This window comes from Streptomyces sp. SN-593 (assembly GCF_016756395.1).
GTDB lineage: Bacteria > Actinomycetota > Actinomycetes > Streptomycetales > Streptomycetaceae > Actinacidiphila > Actinacidiphila reveromycinica.
In genome coordinates, this window is sequence record NZ_AP018365.1 from 5343130 (window position 1) to 5365554 (window position 22425).

The 22425-nt window shown below is 73.5% G+C and carries 19 protein-coding genes and 2 pseudogenes; 12 read left to right on the forward strand and 9 right to left on the reverse strand.

Annotated features, from left to right (window positions below):
• Nucleotides 1-260 precede the first annotated feature (260 nt).
• Nucleotides 261-1274, forward strand: a complete 1014-nt coding sequence (gene trpS / locus RVR_RS22725; protein ID WP_202235636.1) for a tryptophan--tRNA ligase — start codon at nucleotides 261-263, stop codon at nucleotides 1272-1274.
• Between the two features lie 192 nt (nucleotides 1275-1466).
• Entirely contained in the window at nucleotides 1467-2060 is a 594-nt protein-coding gene (locus RVR_RS22730; protein ID WP_202235637.1) for a 2'-5' RNA ligase family protein, read from the forward strand.
• A 37-nt stretch (nucleotides 2061-2097) separates the two neighbouring features.
• On the opposite strand, the gene dprE2 is transcribed toward RVR_RS22730, so the two are convergent.
• Nucleotides 2098-2859, reverse strand: coding sequence for a decaprenylphospho-beta-D-erythro-pentofuranosid-2-ulose 2-reductase (dprE2, locus tag RVR_RS22735; protein ID WP_202235638.1), 762 nt, complete (start codon nucleotides 2857-2859; stop codon nucleotides 2098-2100).
• Between the two features lie 16 nt (nucleotides 2860-2875).
• Nucleotides 2876-4243, reverse strand: a complete 1368-nt coding sequence (dprE1, locus tag RVR_RS22740) for a decaprenylphosphoryl-beta-D-ribose oxidase (RefSeq protein ID WP_202235639.1) — start codon at nucleotides 4241-4243, stop codon at nucleotides 2876-2878.
• A 334-nt stretch (nucleotides 4244-4577) separates the two neighbouring features.
• Here dprE1 and RVR_RS22745 point away from each other — a divergent pair, with 334 nt between their 5' ends.
• The 4 genes and pseudogenes from RVR_RS22745 to RVR_RS22760 all read left to right on the forward strand — a co-directional run.
• On the forward strand, nucleotides 4578-5087 hold the full coding sequence (locus RVR_RS22745) for a phosphatase PAP2 family protein (RefSeq protein ID WP_237405371.1): 510 nt from the start codon (nucleotides 4578-4580) through the stop codon (nucleotides 5085-5087).
• Nucleotides 5084-6037 (forward strand): decaprenyl-phosphate phosphoribosyltransferase, encoded by a 954-nt coding sequence (locus RVR_RS22750; protein ID WP_202235641.1) that lies wholly within the window; start codon nucleotides 5084-5086, stop codon nucleotides 6035-6037. The genes RVR_RS22745 and RVR_RS22750 overlap by 4 nt, the downstream gene beginning before the upstream one ends.
• Nucleotides 6038-6095: 58 nt before the next feature.
• Nucleotides 6096-6599 carry a GtrA family protein gene (locus tag RVR_RS22755; RefSeq protein WP_202238933.1) on the forward strand — a complete coding sequence of 168 codons (504 nt, stop codon included), beginning with the start codon at nucleotides 6096-6098 and terminating at the stop codon, nucleotides 6597-6599.
• Nucleotides 6600-6637: 38 nt separating this feature from the next.
• A pseudogene (locus RVR_RS22760) lies at nucleotides 6638-7423 on the forward strand (YihY/virulence factor BrkB family protein); the annotation flags it as partial.
• Between the two features lie 31 nt (nucleotides 7424-7454).
• On the opposite strand, the gene RVR_RS22765 reads toward RVR_RS22760, so the two are convergent.
• Entirely contained in the window at nucleotides 7455-8954 is a 1500-nt protein-coding gene (locus RVR_RS22765; RefSeq protein WP_430393163.1) for a D-alanyl-D-alanine carboxypeptidase family protein, read from the reverse strand.
• A gap of 138 nt (nucleotides 8955-9092) precedes the next feature.
• Between RVR_RS22765 and RVR_RS22770 the strand changes: the two genes are divergently transcribed.
• The 3 genes from RVR_RS22770 to RVR_RS22780 are packed head-to-tail and all read left to right on the forward strand — an operon-like array spanning nucleotide 9093 to nucleotide 11126.
• The gene (locus tag RVR_RS22770; protein ID WP_202235642.1) at nucleotides 9093-9416 is read left to right on the forward strand and encodes an SCO4848 family membrane protein; all 324 of its coding nucleotides are present in this window, start codon (nucleotides 9093-9095) and stop codon (nucleotides 9414-9416) included.
• A gap of 49 nt (nucleotides 9417-9465) precedes the next feature.
• Nucleotides 9466-10572 carry a helix-turn-helix domain-containing protein gene (locus RVR_RS22775; protein ID WP_202235643.1) on the forward strand — a complete coding sequence of 369 codons (1107 nt, stop codon included), beginning with the start codon at nucleotides 9466-9468 and terminating at the stop codon, nucleotides 10570-10572.
• Nucleotides 10569-11126 (forward strand): PIN domain-containing protein, encoded by a 558-nt coding sequence (locus RVR_RS22780; protein ID WP_202235644.1) that lies wholly within the window; start codon nucleotides 10569-10571, stop codon nucleotides 11124-11126. The genes RVR_RS22775 and RVR_RS22780 overlap by 4 nt, the downstream gene beginning before the upstream one ends.
• 162 nt (nucleotides 11127-11288) lie before the next feature.
• Here RVR_RS22780 and RVR_RS22785 read toward each other — a convergent pair whose 3' ends face one another.
• Complete coding sequence (locus RVR_RS22785; protein ID WP_202235645.1) at nucleotides 11289-14075, reverse strand: MMPL family transporter; 2787 nt, start codon at nucleotides 14073-14075, stop codon at nucleotides 11289-11291.
• A gap of 170 nt (nucleotides 14076-14245) precedes the next feature.
• Here RVR_RS22785 and RVR_RS22790 point away from each other — a divergent pair.
• Nucleotides 14246-14956, forward strand: a pseudogene (locus RVR_RS22790) (response regulator transcription factor); the annotation flags it as partial.
• A gap of 152 nt (nucleotides 14957-15108) precedes the next feature.
• Entirely contained in the window at nucleotides 15109-16785 is a 1677-nt protein-coding gene (locus RVR_RS22795; protein WP_202235647.1) for a sensor histidine kinase, read from the forward strand.
• Nucleotides 16786-16914: 129 nt separating this feature from the next.
• Here the strand turns inward: RVR_RS22795 and RVR_RS22800 are convergent, their stop codons facing one another.
• The 5 genes from RVR_RS22800 to RVR_RS22820 form a co-directional block, all read right to left on the reverse strand.
• Nucleotides 16915-17688 carry a succinate dehydrogenase iron-sulfur subunit gene (locus RVR_RS22800; RefSeq protein WP_202235649.1) on the reverse strand — a complete coding sequence of 258 codons (774 nt, stop codon included), beginning with the start codon at nucleotides 17686-17688 and terminating at the stop codon, nucleotides 16915-16917.
• Nucleotides 17688-19442 carry a succinate dehydrogenase flavoprotein subunit gene (gene sdhA, locus RVR_RS22805; RefSeq protein ID WP_202235651.1) on the reverse strand — a complete coding sequence of 585 codons (1755 nt, stop codon included), beginning with the start codon at nucleotides 19440-19442 and terminating at the stop codon, nucleotides 17688-17690. The genes RVR_RS22800 and sdhA overlap by 1 nt, the downstream gene beginning before the upstream one ends.
• Before the next feature lie 28 nt (nucleotides 19443-19470).
• On the reverse strand, nucleotides 19471-19953 hold the full coding sequence (locus RVR_RS22810; RefSeq protein ID WP_202235653.1) for a succinate dehydrogenase hydrophobic membrane anchor subunit: 483 nt from the start codon (nucleotides 19951-19953) through the stop codon (nucleotides 19471-19473).
• Between the two features lie 6 nt (nucleotides 19954-19959).
• Complete coding sequence (gene sdhC, locus RVR_RS22815) at nucleotides 19960-20340, reverse strand: succinate dehydrogenase, cytochrome b556 subunit (RefSeq protein WP_202235655.1); 381 nt, start codon at nucleotides 20338-20340, stop codon at nucleotides 19960-19962.
• 159 nt (nucleotides 20341-20499) lie between these two features.
• Complete coding sequence (locus tag RVR_RS22820; protein ID WP_272933098.1) at nucleotides 20500-21126, reverse strand: 2-oxo-4-hydroxy-4-carboxy-5-ureidoimidazoline decarboxylase; 627 nt, start codon at nucleotides 21124-21126, stop codon at nucleotides 20500-20502.
• A gap of 466 nt (nucleotides 21127-21592) precedes the next feature.
• On the opposite strand from RVR_RS22820, the gene RVR_RS22825 reads away from it, so the two are divergent.
• Complete coding sequence (locus tag RVR_RS22825) at nucleotides 21593-22351, forward strand: RNA polymerase sigma factor (RefSeq protein WP_237404900.1); 759 nt, start codon at nucleotides 21593-21595, stop codon at nucleotides 22349-22351.
• Nucleotides 22352-22425: the final 74 nt, after the last annotated feature.

The window sequence follows — 22425 nt, forward strand, 5'->3', positions numbered from 1 at the left end:
GCGTCAGGAGCCAGGCCGGGCCTGGAACGGGGCCGGGGTGGTGCCCCTGGTTCCATGGTCGCGCACGGCGGTCCCCGTGGAAACTCCCCCGACGCCCCGCCCCCCGGGACTCCGACGCCCCGCCCCCGGGGATCCGACGCCCCGCCCCCGGGCCCGCGCGGGCGGCGCCCCCCAAGGCCCGCGCGGGCGTCCCCGCGGCGGCCCGCGAGCCGCCGCTCCAGGGGTGTGGGACCGGGCGGTCGGCCTGAGAGAATGGGGGTATGGCCAACCTGCGACCTCGTGCCCTGTCCGGCATCCAGCCCACCGCCAGCTCCTTCCACCTCGGCAACTACCTGGGTGCGATCCGGCAGTACGTCGCGATGCAGGAGACCCACGACGCCTTCTACATGGTGGTGGACCTGCACGCGATCACCGTGCCGCAGGACCCGGCGACGCTGCGCGCCAACACCCGGCTGGCGGCCGCGCAACTGCTGGCCGCGGGCCTGGACCCGGAGCGGTGCACGCTGTTCGTGCAGAGCCACGTGCCCGAGCACGCGCAGCTCGGCTGGCTGATGAACTGCATCACCGGCTTCGGCGAGGCGTCGCGGATGACGCAGTTCAAGGACAAGTCCGCCCGGCACGGCGCCGACAGCGCCACCGTCGGCCTGTTCACGTACCCGATCCTCCAGGTCGCCGACATCCTGCTCTACCAGGCCGACGCGGTGCCGGTCGGCGAGGACCAGCGCCAGCACATCGAGCTGACCCGCGACCTCGCCGAGCGGTTCAACGGGCGGTTCGGCGCGACCTTCAACCTGCCCGCGGCGCACATCGTGCGCGAGGTCGCGAAGATCTACGACCTCCAGGACCCGACCGCGAAGATGAGCAAGTCCGCGGCCACGGCCAAGGGTCTGGTCAACCTGCTCGACGAGCCGAAGGCGTCCGCGAAGAAGTTCCGCAGCGCGGTCACCGACACCGACACGGTCATCCGGTACGACGAAAAGGAGAAGCCGGGCATCAGCAACCTGCTCAGGATTCACTCCGCCCTCACCGGCACCGGAATCGCCGAACTGGAGGAGCAGTACGCGGGCAAGGGCTACGGTGCGCTCAAGACCGACCTCGCGGAGATCTTCGTGGCGTGGGTCACACCGTTCCGTGAGCGCACGCAGGAGTATCTGGGGGACCCCGAGACGTTGGACTCCGTTCTGGCCGAGGGAGCAGAGAAGGCACGGGCCGTCGCCGCCGAGACGCTGGCGCTGGCGTACGACCGGATCGGCTTCCTCCCGGCGAAGCACTGACGCGGCGGCCGCCCGCACGGCGGCGCGGACCGGGCGGGTCGGGCTGTGACGTACGTCGCGGTCCGGTTCGTCCGCGTGCGCGCGACACTGAGCAGGACGAGCAGGGCACAAGCACCACACAGCAGGAGAACGCGCGCGTACGGCCGGGCCGGAGCGTACGACGGCGAGGCGACCCGGGAAGGGGTGAACGCAGTGGGTACCACCACCATCGGCGTGTCCATCGCGGTCCCGGAGCCCTACGGCAGGCTGCTGCAGGACCGGCGGGCCTCCTTCGGCGACCCCGCGGCCTTCGCGATCCCCACGCACGTGACGCTGCTGCCGCCGACCGAGGTGGCCCGCGAGGAACTGCCCGGGTTCGGCCGGCACCTGTCCCGGGTCGCCGCGGACGGACGGCCGTTCACGATGCGGCTGGACGGCACCGCGACCTTCCGGCCGGTCTCGCCCGTGGTGTACGTGCGGATCGCCGAGGGCGGCGCGGCCTGCGGCGAGCTCCAGGAGCAGGTGCGGTCGGGTCCGGTCGCCCGTGAGCTCCAGTTCCCCTACCACCCGCACGTCACCGTGGCCCACGGCATCGCCGAGGACGCGATGGACCGGGCACAGGCCGAGCTGGCGGGGTTCGCCGCCGAGTGGACCGCGTCCGGATTCGCCCTCTACGAGCAGGGCCGCGACGAGGTCTGGCGCCAGCTTCGGGTCTACCCCTTCGGTACCGAGGAGCTCCCCCCGCTCCCCCACCAGCACGCGGCCGCGGCCGGCCGGCCCACCCGGCTGCCGCGTCCCGTCGCCTGAGGGACCGCTCCCCGGTGGTGTTGCCGGGGCTCAGGGGTCACCGCGCGGCGGTGAGATGGCGGAAGAGGGGGCGGGGCAGGTGGCGCAGGGCGGCCATCACCGGGCGCAGCCGGCCCGGCACCCAGATCACCTCGGACCTGCGGCGCAGCCCGCCCTCGATCGCCTCCGCCACCGCCTCGGGAGTGGTCGCGAACGGCGCCGGGGGCAGGTGCGCGGTCATCCGGCCGCGCACGAACCCGGGGCGGACCGCCATGACGTGCACCCCGCAGGGGTGGAGCGCGTCGCCGAGCCCCTGCGTGAACGCGTCGAGCCCGGCCTTGCTGCTGCCGTAGATGAAGTTCTCCCGGCGGGCGCGCTCGCCGGCCACGGAGGACAGCACGACCAGCGAGCCGTGCCCCTGGCGCTGGAGGGCCGCGCCGCACACGAGCGACGAGGAGACCGCGCCGGTGTAGTTGGTCGAGGCGACCCGCACCGCCGACAGCGGCTCCTGCTCGTCGCGCGCCTGGTCGCCGAGCACCCCGAAGGCGAGCAGCACCATGTCGATGTCGCCCTCGGCGAAGACCTTGCCGAGGACCTCCTCGTGGGAGCCCGGGTCCAGCGCGTCGAACGCGGTGACGTGCACGTCGGCGCCGAGCCCCGACAGCTCGGCCGCGGCGGCGTCCAGGGCGGGGGAGGGCCGCCCGGCCAGGTGCACCCGCCGGGTCCTGCGGGCGATCAGCCGCCGCGCGGTGGCCAGCCCGATCTCGGAGGCGCCGCCGAGCACCAGCAGGGACTGGGGAGCCCCGAACGCGTCCTTCATGAGCGAACTCCCTACGTCACAGCGCGAGCCGCCGCGCCAGGTCCGAGGTGATGGCGCCGCGCGGGTCGTAGCGGGCGCGCAGGGAACGGAAGTCGTCCAGCCGCGGGTACATCCGGGCGAGCATGTCGGGCCGCAGCCGGGAGTCCTTGGCGAGGTAGACCCGGCCGCCGGCGGCCGCGACCTCCTCGTCCAGCTCGTCCAGGAGCGCGCCGAGCCCGGGCAGCCCCGCGGGGATGTCCAGCGCGAGGGTCCACCCGGCCATCGGGAACGACAGCCAGCCCGGGTCGCCCGCGCCGAACCGCTTGAGCACCGCGAGGAACGACGGGCAGCCGCGCGTGCTCAGCCGGCGGACCACCGACCGCAGCGTCTCCTCCTGGCCCTGTCCGACCACGAACTGGTACTGCACGAAGCCGGAGCGGCCGTAGACGAGGTTCCAGTCCGGCAGGCCGTCCAGCGGGTGGAAGAAGGTGGCGAGCTTCTGGAGCCGGCCGCGCTGCGCGCGGGGCGCCTTGCGGTACCACAGTTCGTTGAAGAGCCCGACGGTGGTGCGGCCGAGCAGCCCGTCGGGGGCGGGGCGCGGGGCGGCCGGCAGCCGGCGCGGGCGGAAGGCGAGCGGTGCGCGCCGCGCCCGTTCCGGCAGCGCCTCCAGCGGCGCGTGGTCGCCTCGGGTCAGCACCGCCCGGCCGGTGCGGGCGCCGCGGGCCAGCAGGTCGATCCAGGCCACCGAGTAGCGGTAGCGGTGGTCGGTGGCGGTCAGCCGGGCCATCAGGTCGTCGAGGTCGGTGGCCCGCTCGGTGTCCACGGTCATCAACGACGTCTCGACCGGCAGCAGTTGGATGGTGGCGGCCAGCACCACCCCGGTCAGTCCCATCCCGCCGGCGGTCGCCCAGAACAGCTCGGGGTCCGCCTCGGGGGTGACCAGGCGCGTCTCGCCGTCGCCGGTCAGCAGCTCCAGGGCCCGGACGTGGCGGCTGAAGGAGCCCGAGACGTGGTGGTTCTTGCCGTGGATGTCGGCGCCGATCGCGCCGCCGACGGTGACGTAGCGGGTCCCCGGGGTGACCGGCACGAACCAGCCGAGCGGCAGCAGCACCTCCATCAGCCGGTGCAGCGACACCCCGGCGTCGCAGGTGACCACGCCGCCCACGGCGTCGATCTCGTGGATGCGGTCCAGGCCCGTCATGTCGAGCACGGCGCCGCCGGCGTTCTGCGCGGCGTCGCCGTAGGCCCGGCCCAGGCCCCGGGCGATGGCGCCGCGGCCGTCGCAGGCCCGTACCGCCTCGACGGCCTCCTCGTACGTACCCGGGCGCAGCAGCCGGGCGGTGGTCGGGGCGGTGCGGCCCCAGCCGGTGACGGAGGTGGTGGCCGGCGCGGGCGGTACGGGCATGTCCGTGAACGTACCGCCGACGGGGGAGCGGGCCTGCCCTCTTGGGTGAGGTTCGGCGGGATATGCGGCTTTTCTCACCGTAACGGTCGATCGGTAGGGATAAGGGCGCGGGCGGCACGGTAGAGATCCACAGTCCGATGGCCGAATCGTATGACTCATGCGCCGGGCCGTCCGGCAGGACCCGTACGGCGCGGCGCCGCACGGCCGGCAGACCCGTACGACCCGTACGACCGGAAGGACCCGTAGGACCCGTGCCACCCGTGCGGCGGGACCGAACGGCGCGCACGACCGGGGGGACGGCAAGCCCGACGGAGGAAGCGAGGAGGTGCGGCCGGTGTTCCGCCCGGATCATGACCTGCTGGCCCTGCTGCGCGGCTGCGGCCGCCGGCCCGGTGCCGCCGCCGCGGCGCGCGTGCTGTCGCTGGCCGGCGAGCACGGCGCGCTCTGGCTCACCGCAGGGCTGGCCGGCGCCGCCGCCGACCCGGCGCGCCGCGGCGCGTGGCTGCGTGCCACCACCCTGGTCGCCGCCTCGCACGCCGCGAGCATGGCCGTCAAGCGCGTGGTGCGCCGCCCGCGCCCGCAACTGCCGCCCGGCGCCGCGCCCCTGGTGCGCACCGCGGGCCGGCACAGCTTCCCCAGCTCCCACGCCGCCTCCTCCGCCGCGGCCGCGCTCGCGTTCGGCACGCTCGTCCCGGCCGCCCCGCTGCGCCCGCTCGCGGCCGCGGTCTGCGTGTCCCGGCTGGTCGCGGGCGTCCACTACCCGACCGATGTCGCCTTCGGCGCGCTGCTCGGCGCGACCACCGCCCGCCTCGGGCGGGACTGGACCCACAGGGGTGTGCGATGAGTGAACCCGCCGTCGTCATCGAGCAGCCGGCGCCGCCGGCGCTCCCCGCGCCCGGCACCGGCCGGACCGTCGCCGCCGGCCTGCTGCGGGCCGCCCGGCCCCGGCAGTGGGTGAAGAACGGGCTGGTGCTCGCCGCGCCGTTCGCCGCCGCCCGGCTGCTCGACCTCGGCGAGGCGATACGGCTGGCGACCGCGCTGGTGCTCTTCGTCGCCTGCTCGGCCGCGGTCTACCTGATCAACGACGCCCGCGACGCCGAGGCGGACCGGGCCCACCCGGTGAAGTGCCGCCGCCCGGTCGCCAGCGGCCAGGTCCCGGTCCCGGTCGCCTACGCCGCGGGCGGCCTGCTCGCCGTCCTCGCCCCGACCGCCGGCGCGCTGGCCTGCAACGGCCACACCGCCGCTCTGCTCGCCGCGTACGTGGCCATGCAACTCGCCTACTGCCTGCGGCTGAAGCACATGCTGGTGGTCGACCTCGTGATCGTCACCACCGGATTCCTGATGCGCGCCATGGCCGGCGGGCTCGCGCTGGACATCACCCTGTCCCGCTGGTTCCTGATCACCTCCGGATTCGGCGCGCTGTTCATGGTCGCCGCCAAGCGCTACTCCGAACTCGTCCTGGTCTCGCAGCGCGACGGCGACCTGACCGCGACCCGCGCGCTGCTGGGCGAGTACACCCTCGGCTACCTGCGGTTCGTGTGGCAGCTCGCGGCGGGCGCGGCGGTGCTCGCCTACTGCCTGTGGGCGCTGGAGAGCAGTGGCGGCGAGCACGGCCTGCTGCCCTGGCGGCAGTTGTCGATGGTGCCGTTCACCCTGTCGGTGCTGCGCTACGCGGTGTTCGCGGACGCCGGCGCGGCGGGCGAGCCCGAGGACGTGGTGCTGCGCGACCGCCCGCTGATGGTGATCGCGGTGGCCTGGAGCGCGCTGTACGTGCTCGCGGTGGTCAATTCGTGAGGCGGCGACCGACACGGAGCCGGGCGTGCGCCCGCTGACCCGGGCCGCGCGACGGGGGATGTGGCCGGAGCTGGTCGGCTTCGCGCTGGCCGGCGGCGCGGCCTACGCCGCCGACCTCGGGCTGTTCGTGTGGCTGCGCGGGCCGGGCGGGCTGGGGCCGCTGACCGCCAAGGCGCTGTCCTTCGCGGCCGGTTGCGTGGTCGCCTACCTCGGCAACGCGCTGGGCACCTACCGCGGCCGCCGCCCCGCCCGGGGCCGCCGGGCCCGGCGCTACGGCGCCTTCCTCGCGGTGAACCTCGCCGGCGCCGCGGTGCAGTTGGCGTGCCTCGGCTTCTCGCACTACGTCCTCGGACACACCTCGGCGCGTGCCGACGTGGTCTCCGGCGCCGGCGTGGGGATGGTGCTGGCCACCGCGCTGCGGTTCTGGGGCACCAGGACGCTGGTGTTCGCCCCCGCGGCTCACCCGGACGGCCGAGTCCGACCAGGTCCGGACGGGGGGCCCGCCGAGGTCGCGGGCGTGCGACCGGCCGGGGAGGGTAGCCGCCCGACATGGACTGGTTGACCCGGCTGCCGTGGATCGGCCCGCGCATCGCGCGGGCGATGCGCACGCACGCCTGGCGGGCGTTCGCACACCTCCAGACGGTGCACTGGACGCGGTTGGCCGCCGCGATGACCTTCACCAGCTTCTTGTCGCTCTTCCCGCTGCTCGCGGTGGTCGCCGCGGTCGGCGCCGCGACCTTGTCGCAAGGTCAGCTGGACACACTGGAGCACAAGATCACCCAGCAGATCCCCGGCATCGCCGACAAGCTCGACATCGACGGCCTGGTCGCCAACGCCGGCACCATCGGCGTGACGGCCGCGGCCGCCCTGGTGTTCACCGGCATCGGCTGGGTCGGCTCGCTGCGCGACTGCCTGCGGGCGGTGTGGGACAAGGACGACGAGGAGCGGAACCCGGTCAAGGCCAAGCTCTCCGACGGCGGGGTCCTGCTGGGCCTGGGCGCGGCCGTCCTGGTCTCGCTGGCCGCCTCCGGCTTCGCCACCGCCGCGGTCAACTGGACCGCGGACCAGGCCGGTCTGGACAACCACGGCCCGGGCCGCGTGCTGCTCACCCTGGTCGGGTACGTCCTCGCGGTCGTCGCGGACTTCCTGATCCTCGTCTACGTCCTGACGCTGCTGCCGGGCGTGGAGCCGCCCCGCCGTGCCGTCGCGACGGCGGCGCTGATCGGGGCGGTCGGCTTCGAGGTGCTCAAGGTCGCGTTGAGCGGCTACCTGCGCGGCGTCGCCGGCAAGAGCGTCTACGGCGCGTTCGGCACCCCCATCGCCCTGCTGCTGTGGCTGAACTTCATGGCGAAGCTGCTGCTGTACTGCGCCGCGTGGACGGCGACGCCGCAGGGCGAGGCGGCGCCGTCCGGCACGGTCAGTGCCTCCGGGGCGGACGGGGACGGCGGCGACGGGACGCGGGACGGTCGGCAGGAGGCTCCTGACCGGAAGGCCGCCGACCCGCGATCTCCTGACCAGACGTCTCCTGAGCGGCCGGCTCCTGACCGGCCGGCTCCCGATCGGACGTCTCCTGCTCCGAAGCCCCCGGCGGCGTCCCCCGGTCCGGCGTCGGCCGCGGGACCCGCGACTGCTCCGGGTTCCGGCTCGCACCGCTGGCGGCCACCGCGGACGGAAGCGGACGGCGGCGCCGCACGACGATGATCACCGCGGCGAGCAGCACCAGCGTCGCGGCGGTGATCCCGGCCGCGGTCCACAGCCCGCGCGAGGACGAGGAGGAGGTGGCAGCCGCGGCCGCCACCCGGGTCCGCCCGGGAGACGCGGTGGCCGGGCCGGTGGACGCCTTGGCGGCCGCGACCTGGCTCAGCGGCGGCACCAGGGTGCCGACCGGCTTGACGGTCGGGGCGGCCTTGAAGCCCCAGTCCAGCAGCGAGGCCGCCTCGCGGTAGACCGCGTTGTGGCCCGACTTCGGGTCCGGGTGCATGACGGTGACCAGCAGCTTGCGCCCGTCGCGCTCGGCGACCCCGGTGTAGGTGGCGCCGGCGTTCGTGGTGTCGCCGTTCTTCACCCCGGCGATCCCCGGGTACGGCTTCACGTCGTAGTCACCGCTGAGCAGGCGGTCGGTGTTCTGGATCTGGAAGCTCTCCCGGGTGGTGGCAGGCTGGCCCTTCTTCGGGTTCTTGACCTTCTTGTAGTCGCCGGGGAACTGCGCGGTGAGCGTCGAGCAGTACTCGCGGAACTCGGGGAGCTGCAACCCGGCGCGGGCGAAGAGCGTCAGGTCGTACGCGCTGCTGGCCTGGCCGGGCATGTCGTAGCCGTCCGGCGAGACGACGTGGGTGTCGTCGGCCTGGAGTTCGTGCGCCTCGGCGTTCATGTCCGCCACGGTCGCCGGGACGCCGCCGTTCATCGCGGACAGCACGTGCACCGCGTCGTTGCCCGACCGCAGGAACACCCCCAGCCACAGGTCCTTGACGGTGTAGGTCAGGTTCTCCTTGATCCCGACCAGACTGCTGCCCTCGCCCATGCCCTTCAGGTCCGACGCCACCACCTTGTGCACGGTCGAGGCCGGGAGTTTGGGTATCAGCATGTCGGCCAGCAGCATCTTCAGGGTGCTGGCCGGGGCGAGCTTCCAGTGCGCGTTGCTCTCCGCCAGGACGTCGCCGGTCTCGGCGTCCGTGACGATCCAGGAGCGCGCGGTGATGCCCTTGGGAAGAGCGGGCACGCCCGTGCCGGTGTTCACCTGGGTGCCCGGCAGGCTCAGCCGGTCGCCGCCGACCTTCGACATCACCGAGGGCGGTCTGGGCGTCTTCGCCTCGGCGGGCGCGGCCTGGGCGGTGCCGGCCAGCACGCTTCCGCCGAGCAGGAGGGCGGTCAGGGACGCCGCGGACGCTTTCAGCGCTGAGGAAACTGTCTTGGCCACCCGCAGAACGTACCCGGCCCGGCGGCCCTCCCGCGCCCCCAGGTGCCACCCCTGTCACGTGAGCCTTGGCACGCCGGCCGCCCGCGGCCCCGCCCCCCGGCCTCCGTCGCCCGGGACGCCCCGCCCATACTGGTGCGTATGAAGCTCAGCCGCCGCGTCTCGTGGTTCCTGGTCGCCTTCGGCGTCTGGTCCTGGATCGTCTGGACGACCTTCGTGAAGAACCTGTGGAAGGACGCCAGCGGTCTGGCCTTCCACCACGGCGACCACTCCCACCCGACCGCCTACTTCTGGATCCACCTCGCGCTGGCGATCACCTCGACGGTCCTCGGCACCGCGATCGGCGTCCTCGGCGTCCGGGGACTGCGCGCCCTGCGCCGCACCCAGGACGTGCCCCGGCCCCCCACCGCCCCGCCGACCCCGTCCCCCGACCACCCGACCCCCCACCCGACCGCCACCCGCTGACGCATTTCCGATCCGCACGTCCGGCGTTGGGTGTGTAAAAATCGCACACATGGAAACTGCGCAGAACTGGGGAGAGGTCGGCGAGCGGATCGCCGAGGCACGCCTTGCTGCGGGATTAAGCCAGGGCGACCTCGCCTCGCGAGTCGCTCTGGACCGCACCGCAGTCGTCCGCATCGAAGCGGGCGAGCGGCGCATCACGGCGCTGGAACTGTACCGGCTGGCCGACGCATTGGGGGTCCCCCTTGCGCACCTGCTCTCGCGCCCGCTTGAGGCTCTGGTCTCACGTCGTACCGCCCTCGAAGAGACATCCGACAGCGCCGCACGCTCCCGATACCGGCTTGACGCCCGCCTGGAGGAACACGCGCGCTTCGCCGCCTGGTTGGTCTCACACGGCCATCTGCGCCCGACGCGGCTCGACGACGGGCTCACGCGCGACTCCGACGTGTCGCCCGATCCCGTGCGACTGGCTCGGGCGGCACGCGAGGTCGCCGGGTTCTCCTCCGGCCCGCTCGGCGGACTGGCCGACGTGCTCGAGAGATTCGGTCTGTACCTGACCGTCGTCGACGAGTCGGGAGAAGGCGCCTCTCTTCTCCAGGACGGGTACGGTGTCGCCGTCATCAGTGGCGAGCCCCAGCCCGGCCGTCGCCGATGGACGGCCGCCCACGAACTGGGCCACCACCTGCTGCAGGACGAGTACCACAGCGATGCGGGCGTCGCGGCTGGGCGGGACGAGCGCGAGCAGCTCATCGACCGTTTCGCCGAGGAGTTCCTGCTGCCCGCGGAGGACATCCGGTTGGCCTGGGCGGCGACCGAAACGGGGACGCATGCCCGGGCGGTCCTGCTGGATCTCGCTGCGCGCTACCGCGTGTCATGGAGCGCGGTCGTCAACCGCGCCCGGCGCATGGGCTGCATCGATGCCACGGATGCCCGTCGTCATAAGGCGGACATACCGCGACGCGGTGATTTCCTCGCCGCCCACGGTAGCCAACCGGTGCCCGATCTGGAGACCGGGACCACCGGTACGCAGTGGCGCAAGGCAGCGCTTTCGGCCTGGTCGGCCGGCGCCGTTACCGCGCCGAGAGCCGTCGAACTGCTCTACGGTGCCATCGGCGAGGACGAACTCCCCAGCCGTGAACTGGAGGACGAACTGCCGTGAGCGCGCAATCCTCCTTAACGGTTTCCACGGGACCTGTACTCGTGTGGGACGCTTCGCCCCTTCTGCACGCCATCAAGGCGGACAAGACCGATGTGCTGCACGACTTCGCTCGCACCTGGAGCGGTGGGCTGCGGCACAACGTCACCACTCAGACGGTTCGCCACGAGATCACTCGTCACGGACTGAAACTCGACGGCCTGGACTGGCTCGACGTGGTGCACCTTGACGATCTCGACGAGCTGAACCAACTGGTCGTCTGGATGGACCGCGTATCGGGTCAGAAGTCGAACCAGGGTGAGGCGACGGTTCTTGCCTGGGCGGATGTGCACGGGGCGGTTGCGGTCATCGATGACGGTGACGCACGCCGGATCGGACGTCGGTACGGAATCGGCGTCTGCGGCTCGCTGCGGATCGTGGCCGAGGCCGTGGGGGAAGGGCGCACGACGGAATACGTCGCTACCACGTTCGTCGACGCCCTGATCGGGACCGGGATGCGCTATCCCTGTCAGCCCGGCCAGCTCATTCCCTGGGCCAAGCAGAACAGCCTCATCTGAGTAATTGACGTCTGCCCTCTGCGGCAGCGGTGCCCGTCCGCCCACACCCCCGCCCGTTCTGCGCTGCCCCGTGGACAACTGCGCTTCCCGCCCTTGCGTGGACGCCGAAGGGCCCGGCCTGCCGCGGGGGCGGAGGCCGGGCCCTTCGAGGAGGGGGCGGGGTCAGTCGGAGTGGGCCAGTTCGAGGTCCACGTCGCCGTCGCCGTCCCGGTCGTCGTCGGTGATCCGGACGGCTGCCGGGAAGGGCGGGTAGCCCATGGTGAGCAGGGTGTAGCTGCCCGGATAGAGGTTGCCGAAGGCGTACGACCCGTCCTTCGCGGTGCGCACCTCGGCGACCTCGTGGCCGTCGGCGTCCTGGAGGATCACCTTCGCGTCCTCCACGGGCGCGCCGTCCGCGCGGCGGACCGTGCCGGTGAGCGAGCCGGTGCCGGTCAGCACCAGGTCGCAGTCCACCTCGCCGCCCGCCGTGAGCACGCTCGCGGTCTGCGGGTGGTGCCCGGGGGCGCCCGCCACCAGGACGTAGGGGCCGCGGCCCGGGGCCGGCAGGCTGAACGCCCCGTCCTCGGCGGCCCGCGCCCGGGCCGCCTGGCGGCCGTCCGCGGCGATCAGGGTCAGCTCGGCGCGCGGCACCGGCAGCCCGGCCGCGCCGGTCACCCGCCCGCGCACCAGCGCGCCCGCGGCCGTCCCGCAGCCGGGGCCCGTGCCGCCGCTTCCGCCGCCCCCGCCCGGGTACGGCCCTGACGCGTCGCCGGGCGACCGGGCGCCGGGCACCGCGGCGACCGCCACCGCCTCCGGCGCCGCCGACTCCTCGGCCGGCTCCACCGCCAGGTGCGGCAGCCGCCGGTCCAGCCACCGCGGCAGCCACCAGTTCGCCCGGCCGAACAGGTGCATCAGCGACGGCACCAGCACGGTGCGCAGGATGAACGCGTCCAGTGCCACCGCCCCGGCCAGCCCGATGCCGAACATCGCCAGCACCCGCTGCCCGCTGAGCACGAAGGCCGCGAAGACGCAGATCATGATGACCGCCGCCGAGTTGATGACCCGGCTGGTCTCCGCCAGGCCCACCCGCACCGCGCGCGCGTTGTCCCGGGTGTGCACCCACTCCTCGTGCATCCGGCTGACCAGGAAGACCTGGTAGTCCATCGACAGCCCGAACAGCAGCGACAGCATGATCACCGGCAGGAACGCGTCCACCGGTCCGGCCCGCCCGGCGAGCGCGCCGCCCCAGCCCCACTGGAAGACCGCGACCAGCACCCCGAAGGAGGCCGCGGCCGCCACCAGGTTCATCACCGCGGCGGTCAGCGGCACCACCAGCGAGCGGAACGCGAAGAGCAGCAGCACGAAGCCGAGCGCGATGATCACCCCGACGAACAGCGGCAGCTTTCCGTACAGCACCGTCGAGAAGTCCTCGAACATCGCGGTCTGGCCGCCGACGTACGCCCGCATGGTGCTGCCGCGCTCGGCCGCCGGCACCACGTCGTCGCGCAGGTGGTCGATCAGGTCGGAGGTCGCCTTGTCCTGCGGGGAGGTGGTCGGCACCGCCTCCACCAGCGCGACCTTCTGCCCGCGCGCGGTCGGCATCTGCGCGGCGTAGGCGATGCCGTGGGTGGAGCGCAGCGCCGTCACCAGGCCGTCCAGGGCCGCCTGGTCGCCGGCGGACGGCACCTCGGCGAGGATCGTCAGCGGGCCGTTGAAGCCCGGGCCGAAGCCGTCGGCCAGCATGTCGTACGCCTTGCGGGTGGTGGTGCCGGTCGGGTTGTTGCCCTGGTCGGAGGAGCCGAGCCGCAGCGACAGCGCCGGGATCGCCAGCGTCGCCATCACCACGACCGCCACCGCCGCCAGCGAGCGCGGGTGGCGCTGGAGGAAGCCCGACCAGCGCGCCGCCGCGCCGGCCGCCGACTCCTGCCGCGGCCCCGACGCGGCGAGCGCGCGCCGCTGCCGGCGGCTGAGCACCCGCATCCCGAGCAGGCCGAGCAGCGCGGGCAGCAGCGTCATCGCCGCCGCCACGGTGATCACGACCGTCAACGCCGCTGCCACGGCGACGCCGTTGAGGAAGGTCAGCCGCAGGGTGAACATGCCCAGCAGCGCGATGCACACGGTGCCGCCCGCGAACAGCACCGCCCGGCCGGAGGTGTTGAGGGCGACGACCGCCGCGTCCTCCGGACTGCGGCCGCGCAGGATCGCCCGCCGGTGCCGGGTGACGATGAACAGCGCGTAGTCGATGCCGACGCCCAGGCCCACCAGCGTCGCCAGCTCCGGTGCGAAGTCCGCGACGTCCATGCCGTGGCTGAGCAGGATGATCGCCGACGAGGCGATGCCGATGCCGAACAGCGCGGTGATGATCGGCAGCAGCATGCCGAACAGCGAGCCGAGCGCGAAGAAGAGGACCACCCCGGCGGCCGCGATGCCGATGCCCTCGGCGAGTTCGGGCAGCGGCTGCTCGGCCTGCGCGGGCTTCGCGCCGCCCACCTCGACACGCAGACCGGGCGCCCGTGCCGCGTGCGCGGTGTCGATGAGCGACTGCGCCTGGGCGTTGGAGAGTTCGCCGCCGAGCTTGGTGTACGTCACGGTGGCGTACGCGGTCCGGCCGTCCTTGCTGATCTGCGCCGCGCCCGCCGCGTCGTACGGCCCGGCCACCGCGCCGACGTCCTTCTGGTGCGCGACCCGGGCCAGCATCGGGGTGATCCGCTGGCGTACCGAGGCGTCCCGCACCGAACCGGAGTCCACGTGCCAGACCACCGTGTCGGCCTCGCCCGACTGTTCGGGCACCGCCGTGCCCAGCAGGTCGAGCACCTTCGCGGACTCGGTGCCCTTGAGCGAGAACGCGTTGGAGTACGCGTCACCGGCCGCCCGGCCGGCCCCGCCCACGGTCAGCAGCGCGACCGTCCACAGCAGGACCACCCACCACTTGTGCCGGAAGCACCAGCGCGCCACACCCGCCACGTCCACATCCCCATCGTCGTCGTCGGAAGCCGTCCGGCCGCCCGCGGGCCCCGAACACGCCCGTCCTCTCAGCGTCCGTGGCCGGGCACCCCGTCACCAAGCCGAACCGCGTTCTCTCAAGGAACTCCAAAGTTCGCCGCGTCCGCCCGCCCTGCCGCCCACGGATACTGAGGGGCATGGACGCCACGGTGCTCATCGTCGAGGACGAACCCGGTATCGCCGACATCCTGCGCATCACCCTGAAATACAACGGATTCACCGTATACGAGGCGGCCACCGGCCGGCAGGCGCTGGCCGCGGCCCGGGAGCACCGGCCGGACCTGGTGCTGCTCGACGTGATGCTGCCGGACGGCAACGGCTTCGAGGTGTGCCGGGCGCTGCGCCGGGAGCGCGCCGCCGAGGGCGCGGGCCCGGACGGCGAGCGGCCCGACGCGCCCGCGGTCATCTTCGTCACGGCCCGCGACGCGCCGCGCGACGTGGTGGCCGGACTCGCGCTGGGCGGCGACGACTACATCACCAAGCCCTTCGGGGTCGACGAGGTGGTGGCCAGGGTGCACGCGGTGCTGCGCCGCACCCGCCGCCGCGACCCGCTGCCCGCCACGCGGGTGCTGCGGCACGGCGACCTGGAGCTGGACGAGGCGACGTACGCCGTGCGCCGGGCCGGACAGCCGGTCGAACTCACCCCCACCGAGTACAACCTGCTGCGGCACCTGCTGCGCAACGCCGGCCGCATCCTCACCAAGGAACAACTCCTCCAGCACGTCTGGCGTTACGACAGCGCGGTGTCCTCCACCGTCGTGGAGACCTACATCTCCTATCTGCGGCGGAAGTTGGACCGGCTCGGGCCGCCGCTGATCCGCACCCGGCGCGGGGTCGGCTACGGCATCTGGGCGGCGCCGGACGCGGACCGGGCGCCGGGCGCCGAGGGGGAGGCGGACGAGCAGCGGGCGGGGGCAAGCGGCCGGGAGACGGGCCCGGGGGCGGACCGGGACCAGGGACCCGGGGGCCCGACAGCCGTGCCGGGCCCGGGCGGTGCGGCGTGAGGGCGGCGGCGACCGCCTGGGCGCGCTGCGGATTCTGGCCGCGCCCGCACTCCCTGCGCGGCCGGTTCACCATCGCCAACGTGCTCTTCCTCGCCGTCGGGCTCGTCCTCGCCGCCGCCGCGAGCATCGCCGCGACGTACATGGTGCTGATCGGCGAGATCGACGACTCGCTGAAGTCGTCGCAGTCGGCCATCGAGCACGCCTCCGTCGACGCCCGCGGGCTGCGCCAGTTGTGCACGCTCGCCGACCTGTTGGGCGGCAGGGGCGGTTCGGCACTGGCCAAGACGTTCCAGCAGGAACTGCTGATCGTGCTCGACCCGCACGGCCGGCCGGGTGCCATGTGCCAGAACGGCGTCACCCCCGTCGACGCCGAACAGCGCGCGCTGGCGGCGGCGCTGCCGGACCTGCGGCGGCTGGCCGGCGGGCGCGCGGCCACCGTGCACAGCGGCGGCCGGTCGTACCGGGTGGTCGGGGTGCGGCTGGCCGACGGCACCCTGGTGGTGCGGGGCATGCGGCTGAGCGGGGTGGACCGCGCGGTCGGCAAGCTGCTGATCGTGGAGGGCTGCGTCGGGGTGGTGCTGCTGGCACTGCTCGCGGCCGGCTCGCTCACCGCCGCCCGGCGCCGGCTCAGCCCGCTGGAGGCCATGGTGGAGACCGCGTCCGCGATATCGGAGGGCGACCTGTCCCGGCGGGTGCCGGAGCCGACCGCGCGGCACGGCTCCGAGGAGGTCGAGCAGCTCAGCGGCTCCCTCAACGCGATGCTCCAGCAGATCGAGACCGCGGTCACCGAGAGCGAGCGCGCCACCGCCCAGTTGCGGCAGTTCCTCGCGGACGCCTCGCACGAGCTGCGCACCCCGCTGGCGTCCGTGCGCGGCTACCTCCAGCTCTACGAGAAGGGCATGCTCGACGCCGACGAGAAGGACCGGGCGCTGCGCCGGGTGTCGGCCGAGGCACTGCGGATGAGCCGCCTCGTGGACGAACTCCTCGCGCTGGCACGGCTGGACGACCGCCCGGCCCTGCGGCTCGGCCCGGTCGATCTCGCCTGCCTGGTCCGGGAGGCCGCCGCCGACCTGGCCGCGCAGCAGCCCGAGCGGCCGGTGACGGTGCTCGCGCCGGACGCCTGGGCGTCGGGCGGGGCGGAGCCCGCCGCGGGGCCCGCCGCGGAGCCACCGGGCGCCGGTAGGGCGGCAGGTGGCCTGGCCGCCCCGGCGGGACGCGACACGGCGGAAGGCCACACGGCGGGCCTCGACACGGCGACCCTGGCCCCGCCGCTTCCGGACGCCCCCGGTGCGGCTCTCCCCCCGGTCCTCGGCGACGAGGCCGGGCTGCGCCAGATCGTCGGCAACCTGCTGGACAACGTCCGCGTGCACACCCCCGCCGCCGCCCCGGTCACGGTGGAGGTCGCCGCGCACGGCGACGGCGAGGTACGGCTGTCGGTGACCGACCACGGCCCCGGGCTGGCCCCCGACGACGCCCGGCGCGTCTTCGACCGCTTCTTCCGGGCGGCGCCCGACCGCGCCCGCGACACCGGCGGCGCCGGCCTCGGCATGTCCATCGTCCAGGCGCTGGTGCAGGCCCACCACGGCCGCGTCAGCGTGGAGACGGCGCCCGGACGCGGCCTGACCGTCCGCGTGACCCTGCCCGCGGCGAGCCGCCACCTCGCGTCCGCGTGACCCGGGACCGTCGGTGAGGACGCCCGCCCGCGCCGCGGAGGTCGCCGACCCGACGACCCCGGCCGGCTGCGAAGGCGGTCGGCCCCGCCTCCTGGTGGAGGCGGGGCCGACCGGGGGAGCGGGGGAGCGTCAGAAGCGGCGGGTGATCAGCGCGCGCTTGACCTCCTGGATCGCCTTCGTCACCTCGATGCCGCGCGGGCACGCGTCGGTGCAGTTGAAGGTGGTGCGGCAGCGCCAGACCCCGTCCTTGTCGTTGAGGATCTCCAACCGCTGCTCACCGCCCTCGTCGCGGGAGTCGAAGATGAACCGGTGCGCGTTGACGATCGCGGCCGGGCCGAAGTACTGCCCGTCGTTCCAGAACACCGGGCAGGACGACGTGCACGCGGCGCACAGGATGCACTTGGTGGTGTCGTCGAACCGCTCCCGGTCCTCGGCGGACTGAAGCCGCTCGCGGGTCGGCTCGTTGCCCGAGGTGATCAGGAACGGCATCACGTCGCGGTACGCCTGGAAGAACGGGTCCATGTCGACCACGAGGTCCTTGAGCACCGTCATGCCCTTGATCGCCTCGATGGTGATCGGCTTCTCCGGGCTGACGTCCTTGATCAGGGTCTTGCAGGCCAGCCGGTTCTTCCCGTTGATCCGCATCGCGTCGGACCCGCACACGCCGTGCGCGCAGGAGCGGCGGAAGGTCAGCGAGCCGTCGATCTCCCACTTGACCTTGTGCAGCGCGTCCAGCACGCGCTCCTTGGGGTCGACCTGGATCTGGTAGTCGATCCACTCCGACTCCGCGGAGACCTCCGGGTTGAACCGGCGCACCCGCAGGGTGATCGCGATCAGGTGCGCTCCGGTGACCTCGGCCGCGTCCAGGGCCGCCGAGTGCTTGTCGACCGTCGGGGTGCTCATCAGTACTTACGCTCCATCGGCTGGTAGCGGGTCTGCACGACCGGCTTGTAGTCGAGGCGGATCGACTCGGTGCCGTTCGCGTCCACCTCGCGGTACGCCATCGTGTGCCGCATGAAGTTGACGTCGTCGCGGTTGGGGAAGTCCTCGCGGTAGTGGCCGCCGCGGGACTCCTTGCGGGCCAGCGCGGAGACCGCCATGACCTCGGCCAGGTCGAGCAGGTTGCCCAGCTCGATCGCCTCCAGCAGGTCGGTGTTGAACCGCCTGCCCTTGTCCTGGATCGAGACGTTGAGGTAGCGCTCGCGCAGCTCGCCGATCTTCTCCACCGCGGTCTTGATGGTCTGCTCGGTGCGGAAGACCATCACGTTGGCGTCCATGCACTCCTGGAGCTCCAGGCGCAGCTCGGCGACGCGCTCGTTGCCGGTGGAGTTGCGCAGCCGCTCGACCTGCGACTCGACCAGCTCGGCCGGGTTGTCCGGCAGCGGCACCAGGTCGCTGGCGTGGGCGTACTCCGCGGCGGCGATGCCGGAGCGGCGGCCGAAGACGTTGATGTCCAGCAGCGAGTTGGTGCCCAGCCGGTTCGCGCCGTGCACGGAGACGCAGGCCACCTCGCCGGCCGCGTACAGGCCCGGCACCACGGTGGTGTTGTCGGAGAGCACCTCGCCGTGCACGTTCGTGGGGATGCCGCCCATCGCGTAGTGCGCGGTGGGCTGGATCGGGATCGGGTCGGTGTACGGCTCGATGCCCAGGTAGGTGCGGGCGAACTCGGTGATGTCCGGCAGCTTGGCGTCCAACTGCTCTGGCGGCAGGTGCGTCAGGTCGAGGTAGACGTGGTCGCCCTCGGGGCCGCAGCCGCGGCCCTCGCGGATCTCGGTGTAGATCGCGCGGGAGACGACGTCGCGCGAGGCGAGGTCCTTCATGACGGGCGCGTACTTCTCCATGAAGCGCTCGCCGTCCTTGTTGCGGAGGATGCCGCCCTCGCCGCGGGCGCCCTCGGTGAGCAGGATGCCCATCCGCCAGATGCCCGTCGGGTGGAACTGGAAGAACTCCATGTCCTCCAGCGGCAGCCCGCGCCGGTAGACCGCGGCCTGGCCGTCGCCGGTGAGGGTGTGCGCGTTGGAGGTCACCTTGAAGAACTTGCCGGTGCCGCCGGACGCGTAGATCACGGCCTTCGCCTGGAAGACGTGGATCTCACCGGTGGCCAGTTCGTACGCCACCACGCCGGAGGAGCGCTGCACGCCGTCGACCTCGGTGAGGAGCTGGTCGAGGACGTAGAACTCGTTGAAGAACTCCACGCCCTCCTTGACGCAGTTCTGGTACAGCGTCTGGAGGATCATGTGGCCGGTGCGGTCCGCGGCGTAGCAGGAGCGGCGCACCGCGGCCTCGCCGTGGTTGCGGGTGTGGCCGCCGAAGCGGCGCTGGTCGATCCGGCCCTCGGGCGTCCGGTTGAACGGCAGGCCCATCTTCTCCAGGTCGAGGACCGCGTCGATGGCCTCCTTCGCCAGGATCTCGGCGGCGTCCTGGTCGACCAGGTAGTCGCCGCCCTTGATCGTGTCGAAGGTGTGCCACTCCCAATTGTCCTCCTCGACGTTGGCCAGTGCGGCGGCCATGCCGCCCTGGGCCGCGCCGGTGTGGGACCGGGTCGGGTAGAGCTTGGTCAGGACGGCGGTGCGGCTGCGCTTGGTGGCCTCGATGGCGGCGCGCATACCGGCGCCGCCCGCGCCGACGATGACGGTGTCGTACGTGTGGAATTGCATGGGGGTCGCTTCCCTGTCCGGCCCGGGCCTAGCGGATGTTCGGGTCGAAGGTGAAGATCACCAGCGACCCGAGCACGATGGTGAACGCCACAGCGGTGAACAGCAGCGTCTTGAGCCAGATGCGGGTGTTCGCCTGCTCGGCGTAGTCGTTGATGACCGTGCGCAGGCCGTTGCCGCCGTGCAGCATGGCCAGCCAGAGCATGGCCAGGTCCCAGTACTGCCAGAACGGCGAGGCCCAGCGGCCCGCGACGAACGCGAAGCCGACCTTGGTCACACCGCCGTCCAGCACCAGCTGGATCAGCAGGTGGCCGATGACCAGCACCACCAGCACCACGCCGGACAGCCGCATGAACAGCCAGCCGTACAGCTCGAAGTTGGTGCGGCCGCGGCGCTGGGTGCGCTTGGTCCGGGCCCGCGGCGGCTCGATCACCGGCGCCGGGTTCTCCGGGCTGTAGGAGGCGCTGGAGCCGGTCAGCTCGACCGCGTCCTTGGGGGAGACTTCAGTGGCCATGGGTCGTCAGCTCCCGAACAGGACTCGGGCGGCGTGGCCGAGTACCGGGTAGATCGCGCCGAGCATCAGGACGATCCACAGGCCCATCACGGTCCAGAACATCTGCTTCTGGTAGCGGGGGCCCTGGGTCCAGTAGTCGACGGCGATGATCCGCAGACCGTTCAGCGCGTGGAAGAGGATCGCGGCCACCAGGCCGTACTCCAGCAGGCTGACGATGGGCGTCTTGTAGGTCGCGACGACCTTGTCGTAGTCCTCGGGGGAGACGCGCACGAGTGCGGTGTCGAGGACATGGACGAACAGGAAGAAGAAGATGAGGACACCGGTGACTCGATGAGCCACCCACGACCACATGCCTTCCCGGCCGCGGTAGAGCGTTCCTGCCGGCACGGAAAAACCCCTCCGGAAGCGGGACGAGGGCTGCCGGCTTCTTGTCGGTCACGCCCGGCCGGGTACGGTCCACCGGCCCCGGCCATCGTAGCGACGTGACCTGTGCCGCGGACTGCGGGGTCGTGCTTGTGTGATCGATCCCGCACGGTCGGGTGAACGCTACGGAGTGTGCGCGTCCGCCAGCGCGCACCCGCGCGGATCACCCGGGCGGGCCGCGAGCCGCAGCAGCCGGACCCGGGTGATCCGCCGCAACTGCTCGGCGGTGACGGCCGATTCGCGCTCCTCGTCGTGGTCGAGCCGGGCGCGCAGGCTGGCCAGCGTCTGGTCGAGGGCGGCGGCCGGGTCGTCCGCCAGGGCGATGACGAAGACGTGCCCGAACTTCGCCTCGTAGGCGGCGTGTGCGGCGCGCAGCGCGGTGTGCGCGGCGAGGGTGCCGCGGTCCGGCAGCGGGGTGGTGTCCTCGCGCTGGAGCGCCTCGGCGACGTCGGCGGGCGCCAGGTCGTACGCCGCCTCGTCGGCCGCGGCGAGCAGCGCGTCCACCGTCGGGTAGGGGCGGTGGGCGGCCATCCGCCGGGCCCAGCGCAGCGCGCCGCAGCAGGTCAGCAGGGCGGCCTCGGCCTCGGCGGCCGGCGCGCGGTTGAGCAGGCACAGCCCCTCGGGCGGCGTGTCGCTGGACAGCGGGGCTCCTGGATCGCGGTGCGGGCGCGCCGGCCCGGCGGCGGGGGGCGCGGCGCGCGGTGCGGGACGCGGCGGGAGACCGGGGGCGGGGCGCGGTACGGGGGGCACGGCAACTGTAGACGCGGCGGCGGCCCGATCGGTTGGCCCCGGTCCGCGATTTCACCCGTACGGGCGGTGGGCGGTGGGAGGCCGGGCCGGGCGCGTCGCGGAAGGGCGGGGCGGGGTCCACCGCGCGAGGCGGGGCTCATCGGCGCGGGTTCGGCGCGGTTCGGCGCGGTTCGGCGCGGGTCGGCACGGAGGAGGCGCGGCGGGTGCGGAACCGGTCACCCAACGGTCGGTTCCGCGGGGCGGTTCGGGCAGGGCGCCGACGCGCTCCGGGCAGCCGCCCGCGCGGCCGCCGCGGCGTGAAGACGGCCGGGGTCCGCCTCCCCCCACAGGAGCGTCCCCGGCCGCCGACTTGTACGGCGTACGCCGGACCGAAAGTGTCACCGGCCGGAATGCGGCAGGATAGTGCCCGTTCTCGGGGGACGAGGGGGTCGAGGGGGCGGGGCCGGGCGTGGATCTGGAGACCGCGGTGAGCGCGGCGCAAGGCGGTGACGAGACCGCGTTCAGGGTCCTGTACCGCGCGGTGCAACCGCAGTTGTTGCGGTACGTACGCAGCCTGGTCGGTCCGGGCGACGCGGAGGACGTCGCCTCGGAGGCGTGGTTGCAGATAGCCCGGGACCTGCCGAGCTTCCGCGGCGGCGGGACCGGGATCAAGGGCTGGGCGGCGCGGATAGCCCGCAACCGGGCACTGGACCACATCCGGGCGCGCAGCCGCCGCCCGGTCGCCGGGGCGGGGGTGGAGGAACTCGTCGCGCTGCCCGGTCGGGCGGACACCGCGGGGGAGGCGCTGGAGTCGGTCGCCACCGACCGCGCGCTGGCCGCGATAGCGGCGCTGCCGCGCGAGCAGGCCGAGGCGGTGCTGCTGCGGGTGGTGATGGGACTGGACTCCACCAGCGCGGCCCAGGTGCTGGGCCGGCGGGCCGGATCGGTGCGGATGGCCACGCACCGGGGGTTGCGCAGACTGGCGGAGCAGCTCGCGGCGGAGCAGGTCCCCGCCGGGAGGCTCGCGGGCGAGCAGCAGACGGCACAGCCGGCACACCCGGCGCACCCGGCGCGTCCCGAGCGGCCCGTGCCGCGGCTGTCCGGGGAGCCGGTGTCCGGCGACCGCGGCGAGAGGGAGGATGGGGGCCGCGCCGCGGCGGACGGGGAGGCGGACGGGGGACCGGCGGTGCGGGCCGGCACGACGTACTCCGCGCCGCAGGCGTACCGGTTGGACGTTCGTGGATGAGAGCCGTGCATGGGGTCCGTGAACGAGGTCAGTGGGTGGAGTGGGTCGAGCGGAGGAGCGGAGCGGTGGCGGAT

Coding starts and splice junctions, on each gene's coding strand:
- RVR_RS22775 (WP_202235643.1), top strand. CDS start 9,466: ATGGAAACTGCGCAGAACTGGGGAGAGGTCGGCGAGCGGATCGCCGAG.
- RVR_RS22750 (WP_202235641.1), top strand. CDS start 5,084: ATGAGTGAACCCGCCGTCGTCATCGAGCAGCCGGCGCCGCCGGCGCTC.
- dprE1 (WP_202235639.1), bottom strand. CDS start 4,243: ATGCCCGTACCGCCCGCGCCGGCCACCACCTCCGTCACCGGCTGGGGC.
- trpS (WP_202235636.1), top strand. CDS start 261: ATGGCCAACCTGCGACCTCGTGCCCTGTCCGGCATCCAGCCCACCGCC.
- dprE2 (WP_202235638.1), bottom strand. CDS start 2,859: ATGAAGGACGCGTTCGGGGCTCCCCAGTCCCTGCTGGTGCTCGGCGGC.
- sdhA (WP_202235651.1), bottom strand. CDS start 19,442: ATGCAATTCCACACGTACGACACCGTCATCGTCGGCGCGGGCGGCGCC.
- RVR_RS22810 (WP_202235653.1), bottom strand. CDS start 19,953: ATGGCCACTGAAGTCTCCCCCAAGGACGCGGTCGAGCTGACCGGCTCC.
- RVR_RS22800 (WP_202235649.1), bottom strand. CDS start 17,688: ATGAGCACCCCGACGGTCGACAAGCACTCGGCGGCCCTGGACGCGGCC.
- RVR_RS22755 (WP_202238933.1), top strand. CDS start 6,096: ATGTGGCCGGAGCTGGTCGGCTTCGCGCTGGCCGGCGGCGCGGCCTAC.
- RVR_RS22770 (WP_202235642.1), top strand. CDS start 9,093: ATGAAGCTCAGCCGCCGCGTCTCGTGGTTCCTGGTCGCCTTCGGCGTC.